General features: G+C 71.9%; 14 protein-coding genes. 10 read left to right on the top strand and 4 right to left on the bottom strand.

Annotation, left to right across the window (positions count from 1 at the left end; translation table 11 throughout):
* Positions 1 to 59 precede the first annotated feature (59 nt).
* Together ACFRKB_RS10245 and ACFRKB_RS10250 are read left to right on the top strand one after the other, a co-directional pair.
* The gene (locus ACFRKB_RS10245; RefSeq protein WP_383104882.1) at positions 60 to 1,703 is read left to right on the top strand and encodes an FAD-binding oxidoreductase; all 1,644 of its coding nucleotides are present in this window, start codon (positions 60 to 62) and stop codon (positions 1,701 to 1,703) included.
* Between the two features lie 2 nt (positions 1,704 to 1,705).
* A complete protein-coding gene (locus ACFRKB_RS10250; protein WP_383104884.1) occupies positions 1,706 to 2,587 on the top strand; it encodes a diacylglycerol/lipid kinase family protein in 882 nt (293 codons plus the stop codon).
* 30 nt (positions 2,588 to 2,617) lie between these two features.
* On the opposite strand, the gene ACFRKB_RS10255 is transcribed toward ACFRKB_RS10250, so the two are convergent.
* Positions 2,618 to 3,289 (bottom strand): TetR/AcrR family transcriptional regulator, encoded by a 672-nt coding sequence (locus tag ACFRKB_RS10255; RefSeq protein ID WP_383104886.1) that lies wholly within the window; start codon positions 3,287 to 3,289, stop codon positions 2,618 to 2,620.
* 78 nt (positions 3,290 to 3,367) lie between these two features.
* On the opposite strand from ACFRKB_RS10255, the gene ACFRKB_RS10260 reads away from it, so the two are divergent.
* The 7 genes from ACFRKB_RS10260 (at position 3,368) to ACFRKB_RS10290 (ending at position 11,923) form a co-directional block, all read left to right on the top strand.
* Positions 3,368 to 4,249, top strand: a complete 882-nt coding sequence (locus ACFRKB_RS10260) for a sterol desaturase family protein (RefSeq protein ID WP_383104887.1) — start codon at positions 3,368 to 3,370, stop codon at positions 4,247 to 4,249.
* Between the two features lie 91 nt (positions 4,250 to 4,340).
* On the top strand, positions 4,341 to 5,501 hold the full coding sequence (locus ACFRKB_RS10265) for a substrate-binding domain-containing protein (RefSeq protein ID WP_383104888.1): 1,161 nt from the start codon (positions 4,341 to 4,343) through the stop codon (positions 5,499 to 5,501).
* A 101-nt stretch (positions 5,502 to 5,602) separates the two neighbouring features.
* Entirely contained in the window at positions 5,603 to 6,967 is a 1,365-nt protein-coding gene (locus ACFRKB_RS10270; protein WP_383104889.1) for an ABC transporter substrate-binding protein, read from the top strand.
* 44 nt (positions 6,968 to 7,011) lie between these two features.
* Positions 7,012 to 8,043, top strand: coding sequence for a carbohydrate ABC transporter permease (locus tag ACFRKB_RS10275; protein ID WP_383104891.1), 1,032 nt, complete (start codon positions 7,012 to 7,014; stop codon positions 8,041 to 8,043).
* The gene (locus ACFRKB_RS10280; protein ID WP_383104893.1) at positions 8,040 to 8,915 is read left to right on the top strand and encodes a carbohydrate ABC transporter permease; all 876 of its coding nucleotides are present in this window, start codon (positions 8,040 to 8,042) and stop codon (positions 8,913 to 8,915) included. The genes ACFRKB_RS10275 and ACFRKB_RS10280 overlap by 4 nt, the downstream gene beginning before the upstream one ends.
* A 60-nt stretch (positions 8,916 to 8,975) precedes the next feature.
* Entirely contained in the window at positions 8,976 to 10,004 is a 1,029-nt protein-coding gene (locus ACFRKB_RS10285; protein WP_383104895.1) for a hydroxyacid dehydrogenase, read from the top strand.
* Positions 10,001 to 11,923, top strand: a complete 1,923-nt coding sequence (locus ACFRKB_RS10290) for a DUF2264 domain-containing protein (RefSeq protein WP_383104897.1) — start codon at positions 10,001 to 10,003, stop codon at positions 11,921 to 11,923. The genes ACFRKB_RS10285 and ACFRKB_RS10290 overlap by 4 nt, the downstream gene beginning before the upstream one ends.
* A 101-nt stretch (positions 11,924 to 12,024) precedes the next feature.
* Here ACFRKB_RS10290 and ACFRKB_RS10295 read toward each other — a convergent pair whose 3' ends face one another.
* The 3 genes from ACFRKB_RS10295 to ACFRKB_RS10305 all read right to left on the bottom strand — a co-directional run bounded on the left by ACFRKB_RS10295 (position 12,025) and on the right by ACFRKB_RS10305 (position 14,857).
* A complete protein-coding gene (locus ACFRKB_RS10295) occupies positions 12,025 to 13,371 on the bottom strand; it encodes a 6-phospho-beta-glucosidase (RefSeq protein ID WP_383104899.1) in 1,347 nt (448 codons plus the stop codon).
* Between the two features lie 185 nt (positions 13,372 to 13,556).
* Entirely contained in the window at positions 13,557 to 14,249 is a 693-nt protein-coding gene (locus tag ACFRKB_RS10300; RefSeq protein WP_383104900.1) for a hypothetical protein, read from the bottom strand.
* Complete coding sequence (locus tag ACFRKB_RS10305) at positions 14,249 to 14,857, bottom strand: SigE family RNA polymerase sigma factor (protein ID WP_383104902.1); 609 nt, start codon at positions 14,855 to 14,857, stop codon at positions 14,249 to 14,251. The genes ACFRKB_RS10300 and ACFRKB_RS10305 overlap by 1 nt, the downstream gene beginning before the upstream one ends.
* Positions 14,858 to 15,220: 363 nt before the next feature.
* Here ACFRKB_RS10305 and ACFRKB_RS10310 point away from each other — a divergent pair, with 363 nt between their 5' ends.
* On the top strand, positions 15,221 to 16,912 hold the full coding sequence (locus ACFRKB_RS10310; RefSeq protein ID WP_383104904.1) for a lysyl oxidase family protein: 1,692 nt from the start codon (positions 15,221 to 15,223) through the stop codon (positions 16,910 to 16,912).
* Positions 16,913 to 16,975 lie beyond the last annotated feature (63 nt).

A 16,975-nucleotide genomic window follows, 5' to 3' on the forward strand; every position in this document is an offset into this window, starting at 1 on the left:
GCGACGGCAAGCGGCAGCGCGAACCGCGTCCGGCCCGACGGCCGCGAGGACAAGCGAGGATGCGGATGGACCCGACGCACATGCTGTGGAGCGGATGGGGAGACCCGGGCAGAGCGGCGCCCCTGCCCGGCCGGATCACCGGCGTACTGGGCGAACTGCTCGGCGTGCGGCCCGGTGACGGACGGCCGGTGGAGCTGACGGCCGTCGAGCCGCGCGCCGGCCGGCTGACCCCGGACGCCGAAGCGGCGGTCGGACGGATCGTGGGCGCCGGACATGTCCTCACCGACGCCGAGAGCCGGGTCCGCCACACTCGCGGCAAGTCGACCAGCGACCTGCTCCGGATACGTACCGGCGCGGTCGACGACGCACCCGACGCGGTGGTCCTGCCCGCCGGCCACGACGAAGTGCTGGCGGTCCTGCGGGCCTGCTCCCGGCACCGGGTCGCGGTCGTCCCCTTCGGGGGCGGCACCAGCGTGGTCGGTGGGCTGGCCCCCGGTACGCATGACTGCTTCATCGCTCTCGACCTGCGCAGAATGAACCGGCTGATCTCCTTGGACACGGTCTCCCGTACCGCGGTCCTGCAACCCGGACTGCGCGGGCCCGAGGCCGAGGCGCTTCTCGCCGGACAGGGCTTCACCCTCGGCCACTTCCCGCAGTCCTACGAGTGGGCGACGATCGGCGGTTTCGCCGCCGCGCGTTCGAGCGGGCAGGCGTCGGCGGGTTATGGCCGTTTCGACGACATGGTGACGGCCCTGCGGGTGGCCACGCCCGAAGGGACCCTGGACATCGGGCGCGCTCCGCGTTCGGCCGCCGGGCCCGACCTGCGGCAGCTGGTGCTGGGCTCCGAGGGCGCGTTCGGCGTGATCACGTCGGTGACGGTGCGCGTGCACCCCGCCCCCGGGACCCGTGCCTACGAGGGCTGGAGTTTCGGCTCGTTCGCGGCGGGCCGGGACGCGCTGCGGGCGCTCGCCCAGAACGGGCCGCCGCCCACCGTGCTGCGGCTGTCCGACGAGACCGAGACGTTCATCGGCCTGGCCGACCCAGGCTCCATCGGTTCCTCCCCCGGTTCCGGCACGGGCTGTCTGGCGGTCGTCGGCTACGAGGGCACCGCGGTGGAGGTGTCGGAACGCAGAACGCGCACCCACGCCGAACTGCGCGACCGCGGCGGGGTGTTCCTCGGCGAGGCACCCGGGGAGAAGTGGGTCGGCGGCCGCTACTCCGCGCCGTATCTGCGCGATGCCCTGCTGGACATCGGGGCGTTCGCCGAGACGCTGGAGACCGCGGCGTTCTGGTTCGACATTCCCGCGCTCTACGAGAACGTACGGGCCGCGCTCACCACCACCCTGACCGGCGCGGGCGCTCCCCCCGTGGTCATGTGCCATGTCTCGCACGTCTACCCGACGGGCGCGTCGCTGTACTTCACGGTGCTCTGCGCGCAGGGCGACGACCCGGTGGACCGCTGGGCGCTCGCCAAACGGGCGGCGGGCGAGGCGATCCTCGCGTCGGGCGGCACCATCAGCCATCACCACGGTGTGGGCACCGACCACCGTGACTGGTACGCCCAGGAGATCGGGCCTCTCGGCGTCGGGATCCTGCACGCGGTGAAGGACCGGCTCGATCCGTCCGGCATCCTCAACCCCGGCATTCTTCTGCCGCCCGTGCCACCCGTGCCGCCCGTACCGTCCCCGCCCACCGGAGCGTAGCCATGCGACAGTTCACGGCCGTCGTCAACCCGACCGCGGGAGGCGCGAGGCCGGCGGCGGCCCTCATCCCCCTCGCAGGACTGCTGCGCGAGGCCGGCGCCGAGCTGGAAGTCGAGTACAGCCGCAGTCTCTCCCACGCGCGGGAACTGGCCCTGGGGGCCGCGGGATGGGGCCGGATCGTGCTGGGCGTCGGCGGTGACGGCTTGACGGGCCGCGTCGTCGGCGCTCTCGCGGGGACCGACGCGGTCGGCGGGATCGTGCCCGCCGGCCGTGGGAACGACTTCGCCCGCGCGGTCGGGCTGCCCGCCGGGCCGGGCCGGCTCGCCGAACTGCTCCTGCGCGGCGAACCGAGGGCGACGGACGTCATCGAGGTCGAGTCGGCCGTCCACGACCGCATGCCCGTCCTCGGCAGCGTCTACGCCGGCGTCGACGCGCTGGCCAACCGCCATGCCAACCAGAGCCGTCTGCTGCGCGGCGCCGCCTCCTACTACGCGGGCGGGCTGCGCGCCGTGATGAGCTGGCGCCCGGCCGGATACCGCGTCACCGTCGACGGCACCGTCCATCACCGCAGGGGCTTCACCGTCGTCGTGGCCAACTCCGGTTACTACGGCTTCGGCCGGCGCATCGCACCCGCCGCGGCCGTGGACGACGGCGTGCTCGATGTCGTCATCATCCACCAGGTCTCCCGGCTGCTGTTCTTCGCCGTGATGAACGAGCTCAGGAGCGGCGCACATGTGCACCGGCGGCAGGTGGAGACCCTGCGAGGGCGGGAGGTGCGCATCGAGTGCGACCGGGACCTGCCCTACGGCGCGGACGGCGAGGTCGAGGCCGCCCTGCCGGTCACGGTTCGTGTGCTGCCCGGAGCCCTGAACCTGTTGTGCTGACACGTCCTGACGACCGGGACCGGCGGGCCGTCAGCCGTGCTGCCACGTCCTGCGGTAGTCGTCCCACTCCGGTCGTGGACCGGGCAGTTCGGGGCTCCCCGGGCGCAGCCCGTCCAGGGCGATGGCGAGCATCCGTCGCTGGGCGAGCCGGTCCTCGTCGGTGCGCCGGGGGTAGCGGCTGAACAGCTCGATGGTGTGGGTGATGTCGAGCGCCGTGACGTCCTCGCGCACCGATCCGTCCTCGTACCCCTTCCTCATGAGCCGCTCCAGCTGCTCCCTGGCCTCCTCGTTGTGGCGCGCCACCTCAGGGGTCACGGGAAAGGTGCCGGCCAACGAGGCGAAGGCACCCACGCGTTCGTCGACGGCGCGGCCGACGTAGCGGGCCAGGCTGTCCCAGCCGCCGCTGTCGTCCGCCGTCGCTTCCCGGAGCGCGTCGATGGTCAGCGCGATGGCGACGGCGCACAGGCGCTGGACGAGCTGGACCTTGCTGCCGTACCGGCGGTAGAGGGTGCCCACCCCGACCCCGGCGCGCTCGGCCACGGCCGAGACGGGAGCGTCGGGTCCCTGCTCCGCGAAGACGGCGCGGGCGGCCGAGAGCACCAGGAGATCGTTGCGTTGAGCCTCGGACTGCCTGCCGTGACGGCCTCCGGCGCGGCGCCCGAGGGGGGTCGGCGTATCCCCGAGGGGGGTCGGCGTATTCACGGCGTCCAGCCTATTGCCTGTCGGAGCGTTCCGCTCCGATACTCCGAGTCGGAGGGAATCGCTCCGACAGGAGGTTCGATGAACTACGAGCACGTACTGATCTGGTCGGCTCCGGCCTTCGTCCTGCTGATCATCATCGAGATGATCTACTACCGCCTGCATCCGGACGAGAGCGCCAGCGGCTACAGCGTCCGGGACACCGCGGCCAGCCTCACCGTCGGATCGGGCGCCGCCCTTGTCGACGTTTTGTACAAGGCGATCGCGCTGGCGGGATTCGTCCTGCTCCACGAACTCACCCCGCTGCGGATCGAGGTCACCTGGGTGACCTTCCCGCTCATCCTGCTCGCGCAGGACTTCTGTTACTACTGGATGCACCGCGAGCACCATCTCGTCCGGCTCCTGTGGGCCGCTCACGTGGTCCACCATTCGAGCCGGAAGTACAACTTCTCCACGGCCGTTCGCCAGCCGTGGACCGGGCTGACCTCACAGCTCTTCTTCATCCCGCTCGTGCTGGCCGGAGTGCCTCCGTGGGCGGTCTTCCTCAGCGGCGGAATCAATATGATCTCCCAGTTCTGGCTGCACACCGACCGGATCGGCCGCCTTCCGAGGCCGATCGAGAGGGTGATCAACACCCCTGCCAACCACCGGGTGCACCACGCCTCTCAAGGCGACTACCTGGACCGGAACTTCGGCGGGATCCTGATGATCTGGGACCGGATGTTCGGCACCTACGCCGAGGAGGCGGAACGTCCCGTCTACGGACTCACCAAGAACATCGACACCTTCAACCCCCTCAGGGTCGCCACTCACGAGTACGCGGCCCTCGGGCGCGATCTCGCGCGGGCGGACAGCTGGCGGGACCGGCTCGGGCACCTGGTGAGACGGCCGGGCTGGCAGCCCCGAACGCCTCCCCCGGCCACGGGCCCCGCCGCGGCGCCGCCGGGGAACGCCGACGGCTGATCGCGGGCGATCGCTATGCTGCGGCTCCAAGCGCTCATACGAAACATGCAAACGAACAGAGCGCGGTGGTAGCGGCAAGGGGGCCAACAGCATGCGGGAGCCGGTCGAGCTCAGGCGTCAGCGGATCCTGGCGGTGGTGCGGTCGCGGGGCGCGGTCAAGGTGAGCGTGCTCGCCTCGGAGCTGGATGTCTCGGTGGTCACGGTACGGCGGGACGTCGAGGAGCTGGCCCGCGCCGGGAGGCTGCGGCGCGGGCACGGCGTGGCCCGTCCGGTGGGGGCCGTCGAGGAGGTCACGGTCCCGGCGGCGCGGACCGAGGAGCCGGGGCGGGAGGGCGGGCCCGTCGCGCTGGTGGTGCCGGAGCGGCATTCGTATCTGTACGAAGCGGCGTACGGCGCCCGGCCCGTGCTGGAGGAGGCCGGGATGCGGATCGCCCTGCATATCGCGCCGCAGGCGCCCGGCGCCGAACGGCCCCTGGTGGAAGCGGCGCTGGCGGCCGGCGCGCGTGGGCTGCTGATCGCGCCGAGGTGGCGCGGCGCGGTCTCGGAGGCGGCGGATTACGGCTGGCTGTCCGAGGTGGCGGTGCCGACCGTGCTGATGGAGCGGCGTCCCCGGCCGGGCAGCGCGCTGCACGCCCTGGACTCGGTGTGTTCCGATCACTGGTACGGGACGTATCTCGCGGTCGATCATCTGGTCACGCTGGGCCACCGGCGGATCGTGCTGGCCGCCCGCGACGACAGTCCGACGGCGCGCAGCGTGCGCCACGCCTTCGCCGAGATCGCCGCCGCCCGGCCCGAGGTGGAGGACTGGTCGGTGGTCCTCAGCTCACCCGACGCGGTGCCGGGCCCCGAGCAGGACGACCCCGCCAGGCTCGGCGACGCCACGCGTGACCGTACCCCCCTCGATCTCGCCGCGCTGCTGGCCGAGCGCCGGGCCACGGCCGCCGTCCTGCACGGCGACGTCGACGCGCTGATGCTGGTGCAGCGGCTCGCCGAACAAGGGGTGCGGGTGCCGCGTGACTGCTCGGTGGTGGCGTACGACGATGTGGTCGCGGCGCTGGGCAGCACCCCGTTGACGGCGGTCTCCCCGCCCAAGGCGGAGGTCGGGCGGGCCGCCGCCGAACTGCTGTTGCACCGGCTGGCCCGGCCGCTCGGCGCCGCCGGCCCGGTGCGCAGGATCGAGCTGCTGCCCACGCTGAAGGTACGCGGTTCGACACAGCCGCCGGTGTCCCGTCCAACCCCCGGAGATAACTGAGCGTTTGACCGCTTTGATTTTCTTCTGAGCGATCTATTGACCCCTTCTGATCAGGCGATCAGGATTCCCCGTGTCTCATACCGGAGCCGCGGGAGGCGCCCATGCCTGGTCGACAGAGCCGTCGATCCGTGCTCGCCACGATCGCCGCGCTGCCCCTGACAGGTGCGCTCAGCGCCTGCACCGGGGGCGGCGCGGACTCGGGATCGCGCAGCACGAGCAGTACGAACACCATCTCCGCACGCAGCGGACGGGCCACGCGCATCACCTTCTGGTCCGCCCTGCGCGGCAGCCAGGAAGTGGTGGACGCGTTCAACCGGAGCCACGACCGCGTCCAGGTCGACTTCCAGCAGATCCCCTCCGGGGGCCAGGGCGGTTACGCGAAGCTCAGCAACGCCGCCCGCGCGGGCAACGCGCCGGACATCGCCACCATCGAATACCCCCAGGTGCCCGGCTTCGCCATCGACGGTGTCGCCCGTGACATCACCGATCTGGTCAGCGACGGACTGCGCGCCAAGCTGCTGCCGCAGGCGCTCGGCCTGACCACCTTCGAGCAGCGCGTCTTCAGTCTGCCGCTCGACTTCGAGCCCATGGTGATGCACTACCGCACCGATCTCTTCAGGGAGTACGGGCTCGAAGTACCCCGCACCTGGGACGAGTTCGAGGAGACGGCCAGGAGGGTACGGAGCGCGTCGCGCGACCGGCGTCTCGCGCTCTTCGCCACCGACGGAGGCCCCCAGTTCGCCTCGTTCGCCTGGCAGGCGGGCGCCCAGTGGTTCGACACCGCGGGCGGTTCCTGGACCGTCTCGCTCACCGACGCGCCGACCCGCCGCGTCGCGGCGTACTGGCAGCGGCTGATCGACCAGGATCTGGTCTTCGCGAACCCGGTGGAGAGCCGGCAGAGCGACGCCCAGATCGGCACCGGCAAAGTGCTGGCCCGGCTCAGCGGCGCCTGGGACGCCGGGGCGCAGATGAAAGCCCGGCCCGGCCAGAAGGGCGACTGGGCCATCGCGCCGCTCCCCCAGTGGGACCCGGCCCGACCCAGCGTCGCCACCCACGGCGGCTCCACCTTCGCGGTCACCAAGGACAGCGAACACCCCGAGGCGGCCATGGAGTTCATCGAGTGGCAGATCTCGCACCCCGACGCGCTGCGCGCCCGGCTCTCCAGCGGCGCCAGCAGCCAGTATCCGGCCGCGCCCGGCCTCGTCGCCGTCGGCCGCGAGGCGTTCGACCGTTCCTACTACAGCGGTCAGGACATCTACCGGCTCTTCGAAGAGGAGGCGCGCAAGGTCCGTGACGGCTGGATCTGGGGACCTCGGATGACGGCCACCATCAAGGTCATGCAGGACGGTTTCGCACGGGCGAGCGGCGGCCAGGGCTCGCTGATCGAGGCGATGCGCGCGGCCCAGAAGGGCACCATGCCGGATCTGAGGGCGCTGGGGCTGGCCGTCACCGAGCGCGACAGCTGACCCGCGACCCCTCGTACCAGCAGCAGAAAGGCAGGTGACACCCCATGAGCAACCCCGTCAGCAAGTCCCTGGCCGGCACCCTCACCACCCCGGCCACCGCGACCGCGACGGCCGCGGCCACGGCCGGCCGGCCGGACCGCACCACCGGCGCGCCCGCACGCGGCGGCCGGAGGTCCGCCCGGCGCCGTGAACTCGGCGCCGCCGGCGTCCTGATGACCCCCTTCTTCGTCCTTCTGGTGACGGTCTTCCTGATCCCCGTCGGGACGGCCGTCTGGCTGAGTTTCTTCAGCGACGACCAGCCGGGACTGGGATTCGGCCCGGAGCGCACGGTCTTCGCCGGACTGCGCAGCTACACCGCCGTCCTCACCGACCCGACCTTCCTCGGCGGACTCGGCACCGTCGTCCTCTACTGCGTGGTCTATATCCCCGTGCTGGTGATCGGCGCGTTGGTGCTGGCGCTGCTGCTCGACTCCGGGGTGGTGCGCCTGCGGTCCTGGGCCCAGCTCGCACTGTTCCTGCCGCACGCCGTGCCCGGCATCATCGCCGCCCTCATCTGGCTGTATCTGTACACGCCCGGCATCAGTCCGGTGATCGACCTGCTCGGCAAGGCCGATATCACCGTCGACTTCCTCGGTGTGCACACCGTGCTGCCGTCCATCGTGAACATCGCCCTGTGGAGCAACCTCGGCTACAACATGGTCGTCTTCTACGCCGCCCTCCAGGCCGTACCGCGCGAGGTCATCGAGGCGTCGGTCGTCGACGGGGCGGGGCCGGTACGTACCGCCCTCCAGGTCAAGACGCCGCTCGTGCGCTCGTCGATCGTGATGGTCGCGATGTTCACCCTGATCTTCGCTCTCCAGCTCTTCACCGAGCCGATGCTGCTCAGCCAGTCCACCCCGATGATCAGCTCGCGTTTCTCGCCCAGCATGTACATCTACGACGCGGCGTTCACCCGTAACAACTACGGACTGGCGGCCGCCGCCTCCGTCGTCCTGCTGCTCTGCACGATCGCCCTCTCCTACGGCGTGACCCGCTGGACCAACCGCGCCAACGCCCAAGAGGAGGCCGCCCGATGAGCGCGACCGGCACCACCCCCGTCGCGGCCTCGCTGCGCCCGCGTCTGCTCGGCCGCTCGGTCGTCAACCTCGTCGTGGGCATCTCGGTGCTGTACACCCTGCTGCCGGTGCTCTGGCTGGTGCTCGCCGCCACCAAGGACCGCGACGCGCTGTTCAGCAGCGATCTGCTGTCGCTGAGCGACTTCTCCTTGCTGCGCAACCTCAAGGACGTGTTCGCGATGGACGGCGGGCTGTACGGCCGGTGGTACGGCAACAGCCTGCTGTACGCGGTCGTGGGCGCCGCGCTCGGTGCGCTGGTCTCCATCGCCTGCGGTTACGCGTTCGACAAGTACCGGTTCCGCCACAAGGAGAAACTGTTCGGTCTCGTCCTCGCGGCCGTGATGGTGCCGCAGACCGTGCTCGCGCTGCCGCTCTATCTGATGGCGTCGGGCACGGGTCTGGTGAACACCTTCTGGTCGGTCTTCATCCCGGTGCTCTTCAACCCCTTCGGCGTCTATCTCGGCCGGATCTTCAGTCAGGGGTATGTGCCCAACGAGGTCCTCGAAGCGGCGCGGGTGGACGGGGCCGGTGAACTGACCACCTATGTACGGGTCGCCCTGCGGATGCTCGGCCCCGGCCTCGTCACCGTCTTCCTCTTCCAGCTCACCGCGATCTGGAACAATTTCTTCCTGCCCATGGTGATGCTCTCGGACCAGGACCTCTATCCGGTGAGCCTCGGCCTCTACACATGGAACAGCTCCGCCTCCGTCTCACCGGAGTACTACCCCGTGGTGATCATGGGTTCGCTGCTCGCGGTCCTGCCGCTGCTCCTCGCCTTCGCACTGCTCCAGCGCTTCTGGCGGTCGGGCCTCACCGCCGGCGCCGTCAAGTAGCCGGCCGGGCCCCACCGGCCGCCGTCTTCCCGTACCAGGCCCCGTCGTACCAGGAGAGAGATGCCCACCGCACCGACCGTACGTGCCCGTCCGCGAGCCGCCCTCGCCATGAAACCGGATGCCGCGGCCGCGGTCCTCGGGCCCGAGACGCTGGCCGCCCTCGGCGCGGTCTGCGAGCTGACACCACCGCCCGTCCTCGACGACTTCACCACCGGCCGCGCCCGCGCCACGCTCGCGGATGTGGAGATCCTCATCACCGGCTGGGGCTGCCCGCCCCTCGACCGGGCCGTACTGGACCTGGCGCCCCGGCTGCGTGCCGTCGCCCACACGGCGGGCACCATCCGGGGCCATATCACCGAAGCCTGCTGGGAGCGCGGCATCGAGGTGTCCTCGGCCGCCGCCGCCAACGCCCTGCCGGTGGCGGAGTACACCGTCGCGATGATCCTGCTCTCCGGCAAGCGCGCGCTGGAACGGGCCCGCGGCTACCGCGCCGCGCGCGATCGCGACGACTGGCTCGGCATGAACGGCAACGTGGGCAACTACGGCCGTACGGTGGGCATTCTGTCCGCCTCGCTGATCGGCCGGCGCGTCATCGAACTGCTGCGGCCGTACGACTTCCGGGTGCTGCTGCACGATCCGTATGTCTCCGACGAGGAGGCGGCGGCGCTCGGTGTCCGGCCCGTCGGACTCGGCGAACTGTTCGCGCACAGCGACACAGTGAGCGTCCACACCCCCCTGCTGCCCGCCACCCGCGGGCTCGTCAGCCGGGAACTGCTCACCTCCATGCGCCCGGACAGCGTGCTCATCAACACCTCGCGCGGCGCCGTCGTCGACCAGGACGCCCTCACCGATGTCCTCGGGCAGGACCGGATCCGGGCCGTCCTCGATGTCACGGAGCCGGAGACACTGCCGCCGGACCATCCGCTGTGGACCTGTGAGAACGCGCTGATCACCCCGCATCTCGCCGGTTCGCAGGGCAATGAGACCCGGCGGCTGGCCGATCTGGCGGTCGGCGAGGTCGAACGCTGGGCCGCGGGCGACGGCTTCGCCCATCCCGTACGACGCGAAAGGCTGGCGTTCCTCGCATGACCTCACCCCTCGTACAGCCCGTGCCCGCGAGGCCCGCGTTCGAACTCCCCGCGGAGGACCGGACGCTGAGCCCGTACACCGGTTACACCCGCGCGCACTGGGAGGCCACGGCGGACGGTCTGCTGCGGGCCGCCTGGCGGTGGGCCACCCCCGGCCGCGCGCTGCTCGATCTGCCGGGACGGCCCTCCCGCTCGGGCGTGCGCTCGGACGGTCTGGAGGGCTACGCCCGTACGTTCCTCGCCGCCGCCTTCCGGGTGGCGGGAGCGGGGGGCGAGGATCCGCACGGCTGGCTCGACCGGTACGCGGACGGGCTCGCGGCCGGGACCCGTACCCCGGGACGGGAGGACACCGAGTCCTGGCCGCTGATCCTCGACCACCATGTGCGGGGCCAGCCCATGGTCGAGTCCGCGTCCGTGGCCCTCGGGCTCCGGCTGACCAGGGCCTGGCTCTGGGACCGGCTGGACTCCGGGGTGCGCGACCGCGCCGAGGAGTGGCTGCGCGGCGCGCTCCGGCACACCCCGGCGCCCAACAACTGGTATCTGTTCCCCTATTCGGTGGCCGGGTTCCTGGAGTCGGTGGGGCGTGGCGACGCGGAGACGGCACGCGCGCGGGAGCGGGCGCGCGATCTGATGGAGGGGTGGTACCGCGGCCAGGGCTGGTACGCCGACGGTGACGGCCGCGCCTTCGACCACTACAACGGCTGGGCCCTGCACCTCTATCCGGTCCTGGACACTCTGCTGGCCGGTGACACGGAGGCGTCCTCGCCCTACGGCGGCCGGCTGCGCGAGCATCTGGAGGGCTTCTCCCTGCTGTTCGGCGCCGACGGGGCGCCGGTCCACTTCGGCCGCTCGCTGACCTACCGGTTCGCGGCGAGCGCGGCGGTCGGCCTGGGCGCGGTCACCGGACACACCCCGCTCGCGCCGGGCGTGTCGCGGCGGCTGGTGAACGGCTCGCTGCGCTACTTCCTCGACCGGGGCGCGACGGGTACGGACGGGCTGCTCAGCCTCGGCTGGCACGGTCCGCACGAGGCGACCCTCCAGTCCTACTCGGGTCCCGCCTCGCCGTACTGGGCGTCCAAGGCGTTCGTCGCGCTGCTCGCTCCCCGGGACCATCCGCTGTGGACGGCCACCGAGGAAGCGGCGCCCAGCGAGGGACCCGACCGGGTGCTCGCCCTCCCCGCGCCGGGGCTGCTGGCGCACTCCACCCGGGCGGACGGGATCGTACGGCTGCACAACCACGGCAGCGACCACATCCGGCCGCACGAGGGCGAGTCGGGTGTGGCGGACGATCCGCTCTACAGCCGGCAGTCGTACTCGACCCACACCGGTCCCACGGCGGCGGCGAATGCCGCGGACAACCAGCTGACCGTCGAGATCGCGGGCGCGGTCAGCGGACGGCGCCGGATCCAGCCGCTCGGCGCGGGGGACGGGGACGGCTGGGGCTGGGCCGCCTCCGCTCATCTGCCCGTCTTCTCCTCGGGCGCGCCCATGGTGCCAGGTCTGCGGGTGGAGAGCGTCATCGTGGTCCGGGGCCGGTACGAACTGCGCGCGCACCGGGTACTCGGCGCGCCGCCCGGATCGCTCGTACAGCAGACGGGCTGGGCGACCGGCCCCGAGGAGACCGTGCGCTCAGCCCTGCACGGTCTGCACGGCTGGCAGACGCGGGACGAGGTCCGCGCACCGCAGGGCACGGCGTACACCCGCTGGGCGGTGGTCCCCCGGCTGACCGGAGAGGCGGAGGGGACGGCGCTGTTCGTGGCGCTCGCCTCGCTCACCGCCGAGCCCGGCGCGGCGCCGCTGTCCGGGGCGGTGAGCGAGGTGACCGTGGCCGGGGACACGGGAACGGTCGAGGTGAGGTGGGCGGACGACGGGTCGCGGACGCGCGTCGTCTTCGACCCGCTGACGGTCGGACACGGATAGCGGCCTGGCGATCCGGACGGTGAGCATCCGGAAGGGACGCGGGGTGGTCCGGGCCCGGCCCCGGGGGGGGGCCGGGGGGGCCGGGGGGCCGGGGGCGAAGCCTACTTCCGGTTCAGATAGGCGAGGCCGGGGTGTGCGCGCGTATAGCCGTCCACGAGACGGCGCGCGACGGTGACGGAGTCCACCAGCGGGTGCAGGGCGAACGCCTTGGCCGCGGTGGCGCGCGAACCGCTCTCCGCGGCGGCCAGGACCTCGCGCTCGACGGCCTTGACGCCGCACACCAGTCCTGTGGCGTGGTGCGGCAGGGGGGAGACGGCCAGCGGATGGGCGCCGTTCGCGTCCACGAGGCAGGGCACTTCGATGACGGCTTCCTCGTCCAGCACACGCAGGGTGGTGCGGTTGCGGACGTTGAGGATGAGTGTGGCGCGTTCGTCGCGGGCGATGGCCCGCATCAGGGCGAGGGCGACCCTCTCGTAGCCGCCGGACTCCAGATCGCGGTCGTCGCGCTCGCCGACGCCCGCCGCCTCGCGGTTCGCCGCCATATAGGTGGCCTCGCGTTCGGCGCGGGTACGGTCCCAGGTCGCGAGCGCGGGGGTGCCCGGCCGCTCCATCTCGTCGTAGAAGCGCGCCTGCTGGTCGCGGAGGAACGCGCCGCGGGTCTGCTCGGCCTCCTGGTAGGCGCGTACCGCTTCCCGGTTGAAGTAGTAGTAGTGGAGGTATTCGTTGGGGATCGCGCCGAGGGACTGGAGCCACTCGGCGCCGAAGAGCTTGCCCTCCTCGAAGGAGCCGAGGGCTGCGGTGTCGGCGAGCAGCCGGGGCAGTTCGTCGCGTCCGGCGACGCGCAACCCGCGCAGCCAGCCGAGGTGGTTGAGGCCGACGTAGTCGATCGACGCCTCGTCCGGGTCGGCGCCGAGGGCGCGCGCGACGCGCCTGCCCAGGCCCACGGGCGAGTCGCAGATACCGATCACACGGTCGCCGAGATACCGGGCCATGGCTTCGGTGACCAGACCGGCCGGGTTGGTGAAGTTGATGACCCAGGCGTCGGGGGCGAGCCGGGCGACGCGTCGCGCGATGTCGACGGCGACGGGGACCGTGCGCAGTCCGTACGCGATACCGCCGGCGCCGACCGTCTCCTGGCCCAGCACGCCCTGGTCCAGGGCGACGCGCTCGTCGGCCGCGCGGCCTTCGAGTCCGCCGACGCGGATCGCGGAGAAGACGAAGTCGGCGCCGCGCAGGGCCTCGTCGAGATCGGTGGTGGCCGTGACGGAGGGGGCGTCGGGGACGGAGGCGGCCTGCTCGGCCAGGACGCGGGCGACGGCCGTGAGCCTCGCGGCGTCGAGATCGTGGAGGGTGACGTCGGTGACGCGGCCCTCCGCGTGGTCGCCGAGCAGTGCTCCGTACACGAGCGGCACCCGGAATCCGCCGCCGCCGAGAATGGTGAGCCTCACGCCTGAACCGCCTCCGGTACCCGAACCGACTTCATACCTGGACCACCATTACACCGGCCTCCCCGAGCGCGGTCCGCCACCGCGGCCGGACCGCCGGAGCGGAGGGCGCGCAGGATCAGTTGATGTCGTCGCTCAGCCGGCACGCCGTGGACACTACTCGTCCGGGGGTCGCGGCCCCGGCGGCGCTACGGCGCGGTGGTGAAGTCCCCCCGGACCTCGGCGGTCCGGCCTGAACCGGTCGCTACCGCCGTGTACCGGTCGTCCCCGGCGTCCCGCGCGCCTTCCGCGTGGTCGTACTGCGCCGCGAAGACATGCTCGCCGGCCGGGACCGTCACCCCGTCCTTGAGCGTCCACCGGTAGACCAGCGCGCCGGCCTCGGGGCGTACGGAGACGGTGAAGTCCTCCTCGGGCAGCGACCGCCAGGAGCCGGTGTCCCGTACCCCTCCGGTCTGCGCGACACGCACTTCGAGGGTGAGTGCGGTCAGCGGCCGGTCGGTGCCGAGGGTGATGTTGCTCTGCGCCCAGTAGGCGTTGCTGTTCGGGTCGATCACGCCGTCCGACCGGAGATAGCCGTCCCGGGCGGCCACGGGCGGACCGTCGGGCGTCCCGCTCACCGGGCCCGGGGTGGTCGCCACCGTCCCCGCCGGATCGGTGCCGCCGTCCATGACGGCGGCGAGGGCGAACGCGCCGACGGCGAGGACGCCGGCCGCCGCTGCCGCCGTGGTGACCCGGAACCAGGACGCCGGGCGGTGGGCCGGCGCCTTCGCGGGGTGCGTTCCCGGCCCGGCCATGCCCCGCTCGACGCGCGCGAGCATCCGCTCCCGGTCCGGGCGGTGGGCCCGCGCCGTCTCCCTCAGCCGTCTGTGCAGCTCGTCCATCAGCCCCTGCCTTCAGCACGTGTCGCGGCGCGCCCGGAACGACGGGCCGGGGTGGGCCCCGCGGCACGCTGCGAGGCCACCGTCGCCTGCACCTCTTCCACGGTGGCGCCCGGCCCGAGCAGCCGTCCCAGCTCGGCCATCCCCCGCGACGACTGGCTCTTGACCGTACCCACGGAGATGCCCAGGGCGAGCGCCGTGTCGCGTTCGGAGAGGTCCAGGGCGTACCGCAGCACCACGCAGGCGCGTTTACGGAACGGCAGCCGCCGTAACGCCGCCCGGACATCCAGCACGGCGGGTACGTCCGGATCGTCGAAGCGCTCACCGCGCTGCGACCAGAACAGCGAGACGCGGCGGCGCTCCCGTACCGCGCTCCGGATCCGGGAGCGGGCCAGATTCGCGACCACCCCGCGGGCGTACGCGACCGGGTGATCGGCGGCCCGTACCCGGTCCCAGCGGCGCCACATCGCGAGCAGGGCGTCCGCGGCCAGATCGTCGGCCGTGGACGCGTCGCCCGTCAGCAGATAGGCCAGCCGGGACAGTTCGGCGTAGTGCCGCTCGAAGAACGCGTGGAACTCGGCAGCGGTGGCGTCATCGACCACTGTGCCCACGGAGCCGCTCCTTGTCCGCTGTCCGCTCCCGCACCGGCCGTTCCCGCCACGGCGGGATTGCGCGAGCCCAGCACTCGCGCGACGCCGCCCCGTGCCCCTCACGGCCTCAGTAGCACAGCCGAGAGGGGCACGGGGCAGGAATCACGCACTGATGGCTTGATCCGCGATTCGTCGCACGATTCCGGCCAACCATCGGCGACTTGTGGGTCCGCGGGCAACCCGAAGTGACGCACTCCTGATCTCACAGGTGGCACATAGATGACGCATAGGTCCCGTCATGAAACGTCCGGACATTCCCGGTCGGCAGGCCCCGCGCCGTCCATGCGCACCACTGTTGTTGTGGCACTCGCAGACGAGGAACCGATGACCAGACCTCACCACCACAGCCGTACGCGGCGCCCGGCGATCGCCGCCGGCGCGGCGCTCGCGGTGATCGCGGGCGTGGCAGGAGCCGCGCCCGTCGCCGGAGCGGCGGCCCCCGCGGGCCCCAAGCTCTCCCTGATCGCCGCCTCCAACTCCGTGATAATCGACCGCTACGAAGGCGAACCGGGGGTCTTCCTCGACCTCGGTACGTATGTCACCGCCGATGGCGGGCCCCTGGAGTTCCGGGTGACGCGGAAGTCCTACAAGGACCCCTTGGTCGCCGAGCAGATCATCCGTGAGGGCAAGAAGACCCGGACCAGGACCCTGCCGAAGGGTCTCGTGAAGGACTTCTCCGGTCTGCCGGGCTTTCTCCAGGTGACCGTCAGCGACGCCGCGGGGACGGCGGTCGTGAAGACCACCGAGACGTTCTGCCCGAACAACGCCTCGGGCCGGCTCCGTCCGGACGCTCCGTCCGTCTCGAAGTATCCCGAGAGCTGCTCCACGAACCCCTTCACGCTGGGTTCGGTGTGGGGCGTCGAGAAGGGCTGGGCGACCAACACCAACCTGGGCTACTACTCCGAGCCGGTCGACCTGCCGGCCGGGGAGTACACCGCCAAGGTGTCCGTCGCCAAGAAGTACCGCGAGCTGTTCGGCATGCCCAACACGTCGAAGTCGGTCAAGGTGACGGTGCGCGACCGCAAGTGGGACGAAGGAGGCGGGGTCGGAGCGGCGCCCTCGGCGGCCAGGGCCGCCGGTCACGGCGGTGGCCATGGCGGTCATGGCGCCCCGGCCGGGCATCCGGGCGCCTCGGCGCACATGAGCAGCAACGGCCGCGGGGCGGATGCCCCGGCGCCGCCCGCGCTGCCGAACGCGCTCATGTCCGGCAAGGCGGCGGCCCATCTGGGCGACGGCCCCGGGCACACCGACGGTTCGCGGATCGCGCCCGCTCTCAAGCCCAACTCGAAGCGTCCGGCCGGCCGCGCGAGCGTGCCCGACGTACCGAAGCCCGATCTGCGCGCGCTGCCGGCGTGGGACATCTCCATCACCGACGGCGAGGACGGGGACATCCCGGGCAAGGACTATCTGGCCTTCAGCGCCAATGTGTGGAACGCCGGTCCCGCGCCGCTGGTCGTGGACGGCTTCCGCGGTCCCGGCAAGGACCTGATGGACGCCTATCAGTACTTCCACGACGCCAAGGGCAAGCAGGTCGGCTACGCGCCCGCCGGCACCATGGAGTGGGACGCGCGACAGGGCCACGAGCACTGGCACTTCACCGACTTCGCCAGCTACCGGCTGCTGAGCGCCGACAAGAAGGAGGCCGTGCGCAGTGGCAAGGAGGCCTTCTGCCTGGCCAACACCGACGCCATCGACTACACCGTGAAGAACGCCAACTGGCACCCGAACAACACCGATCTGTCCACCGCCTGCGGTGTGCAGAGCTCGGTCTCCGTACGTGAGGTGCTGGACGTCGGCTCCGGCGACACCTACACCCAGTACCGCCCCGGCCAGTCGTTCGACATCACCGACCTGCCGAACGGTACGTACTACATCGAGGTGCTCGCCAACCCCGAGCGCCGGCTCCACGAGACCAGCCTGGCCAACAACACCGCGCTGCGCAAGGTGGTGCTGAGCGGCACGACCGGCGCCCGCAAGGTGACCGTGCCGCCGCACGATCTGATCAACGCTCCCTGATTCGCGGCTCTCCGGCGGCGAGGGGGTCCGGGCGGTGCGAGCCGTCCGGGCCCCCGTGCGCGT

The organism is Streptomyces scopuliridis (genome assembly GCF_042790125.1).
GTDB classification, from domain to species: domain Bacteria; phylum Actinomycetota; class Actinomycetes; order Streptomycetales; family Streptomycetaceae; genus Streptomyces; species Streptomyces scopuliridis_A.

Excerpts from the sequence above, each read along its gene's own strand:
- ACFRKB_RS10300 (WP_383104900.1), bottom strand. The coding sequence starts at position 14,249 with ATGGACGAGCTGCACAGACGGCTGAGGGAGACGGCGCGGGCCCACCGC.
- ACFRKB_RS10265 (WP_383104888.1), top strand. The coding sequence starts at position 4,341 with ATGCGGGAGCCGGTCGAGCTCAGGCGTCAGCGGATCCTGGCGGTGGTG.
- ACFRKB_RS10285 (WP_383104895.1), top strand. The coding sequence starts at position 8,976 with ATGCCCACCGCACCGACCGTACGTGCCCGTCCGCGAGCCGCCCTCGCC.
- ACFRKB_RS10275 (WP_383104891.1), top strand. The coding sequence starts at position 7,012 with ATGAGCAACCCCGTCAGCAAGTCCCTGGCCGGCACCCTCACCACCCCG.
- ACFRKB_RS10290 (WP_383104897.1), top strand. The coding sequence starts at position 10,001 with ATGACCTCACCCCTCGTACAGCCCGTGCCCGCGAGGCCCGCGTTCGAA.
- ACFRKB_RS10250 (WP_383104884.1), top strand. The coding sequence starts at position 1,706 with ATGCGACAGTTCACGGCCGTCGTCAACCCGACCGCGGGAGGCGCGAGG.
- ACFRKB_RS10270 (WP_383104889.1), top strand. The coding sequence starts at position 5,603 with ATGCCTGGTCGACAGAGCCGTCGATCCGTGCTCGCCACGATCGCCGCG.
- ACFRKB_RS10245 (WP_383104882.1), top strand. The coding sequence starts at position 60 with ATGCGGATGGACCCGACGCACATGCTGTGGAGCGGATGGGGAGACCCG.
- ACFRKB_RS10310 (WP_383104904.1), top strand. The coding sequence starts at position 15,221 with ATGACCAGACCTCACCACCACAGCCGTACGCGGCGCCCGGCGATCGCC.
- ACFRKB_RS10260 (WP_383104887.1), top strand. The coding sequence starts at position 3,368 with ATGAACTACGAGCACGTACTGATCTGGTCGGCTCCGGCCTTCGTCCTG.
- ACFRKB_RS10280 (WP_383104893.1), top strand. The coding sequence starts at position 8,040 with ATGAGCGCGACCGGCACCACCCCCGTCGCGGCCTCGCTGCGCCCGCGT.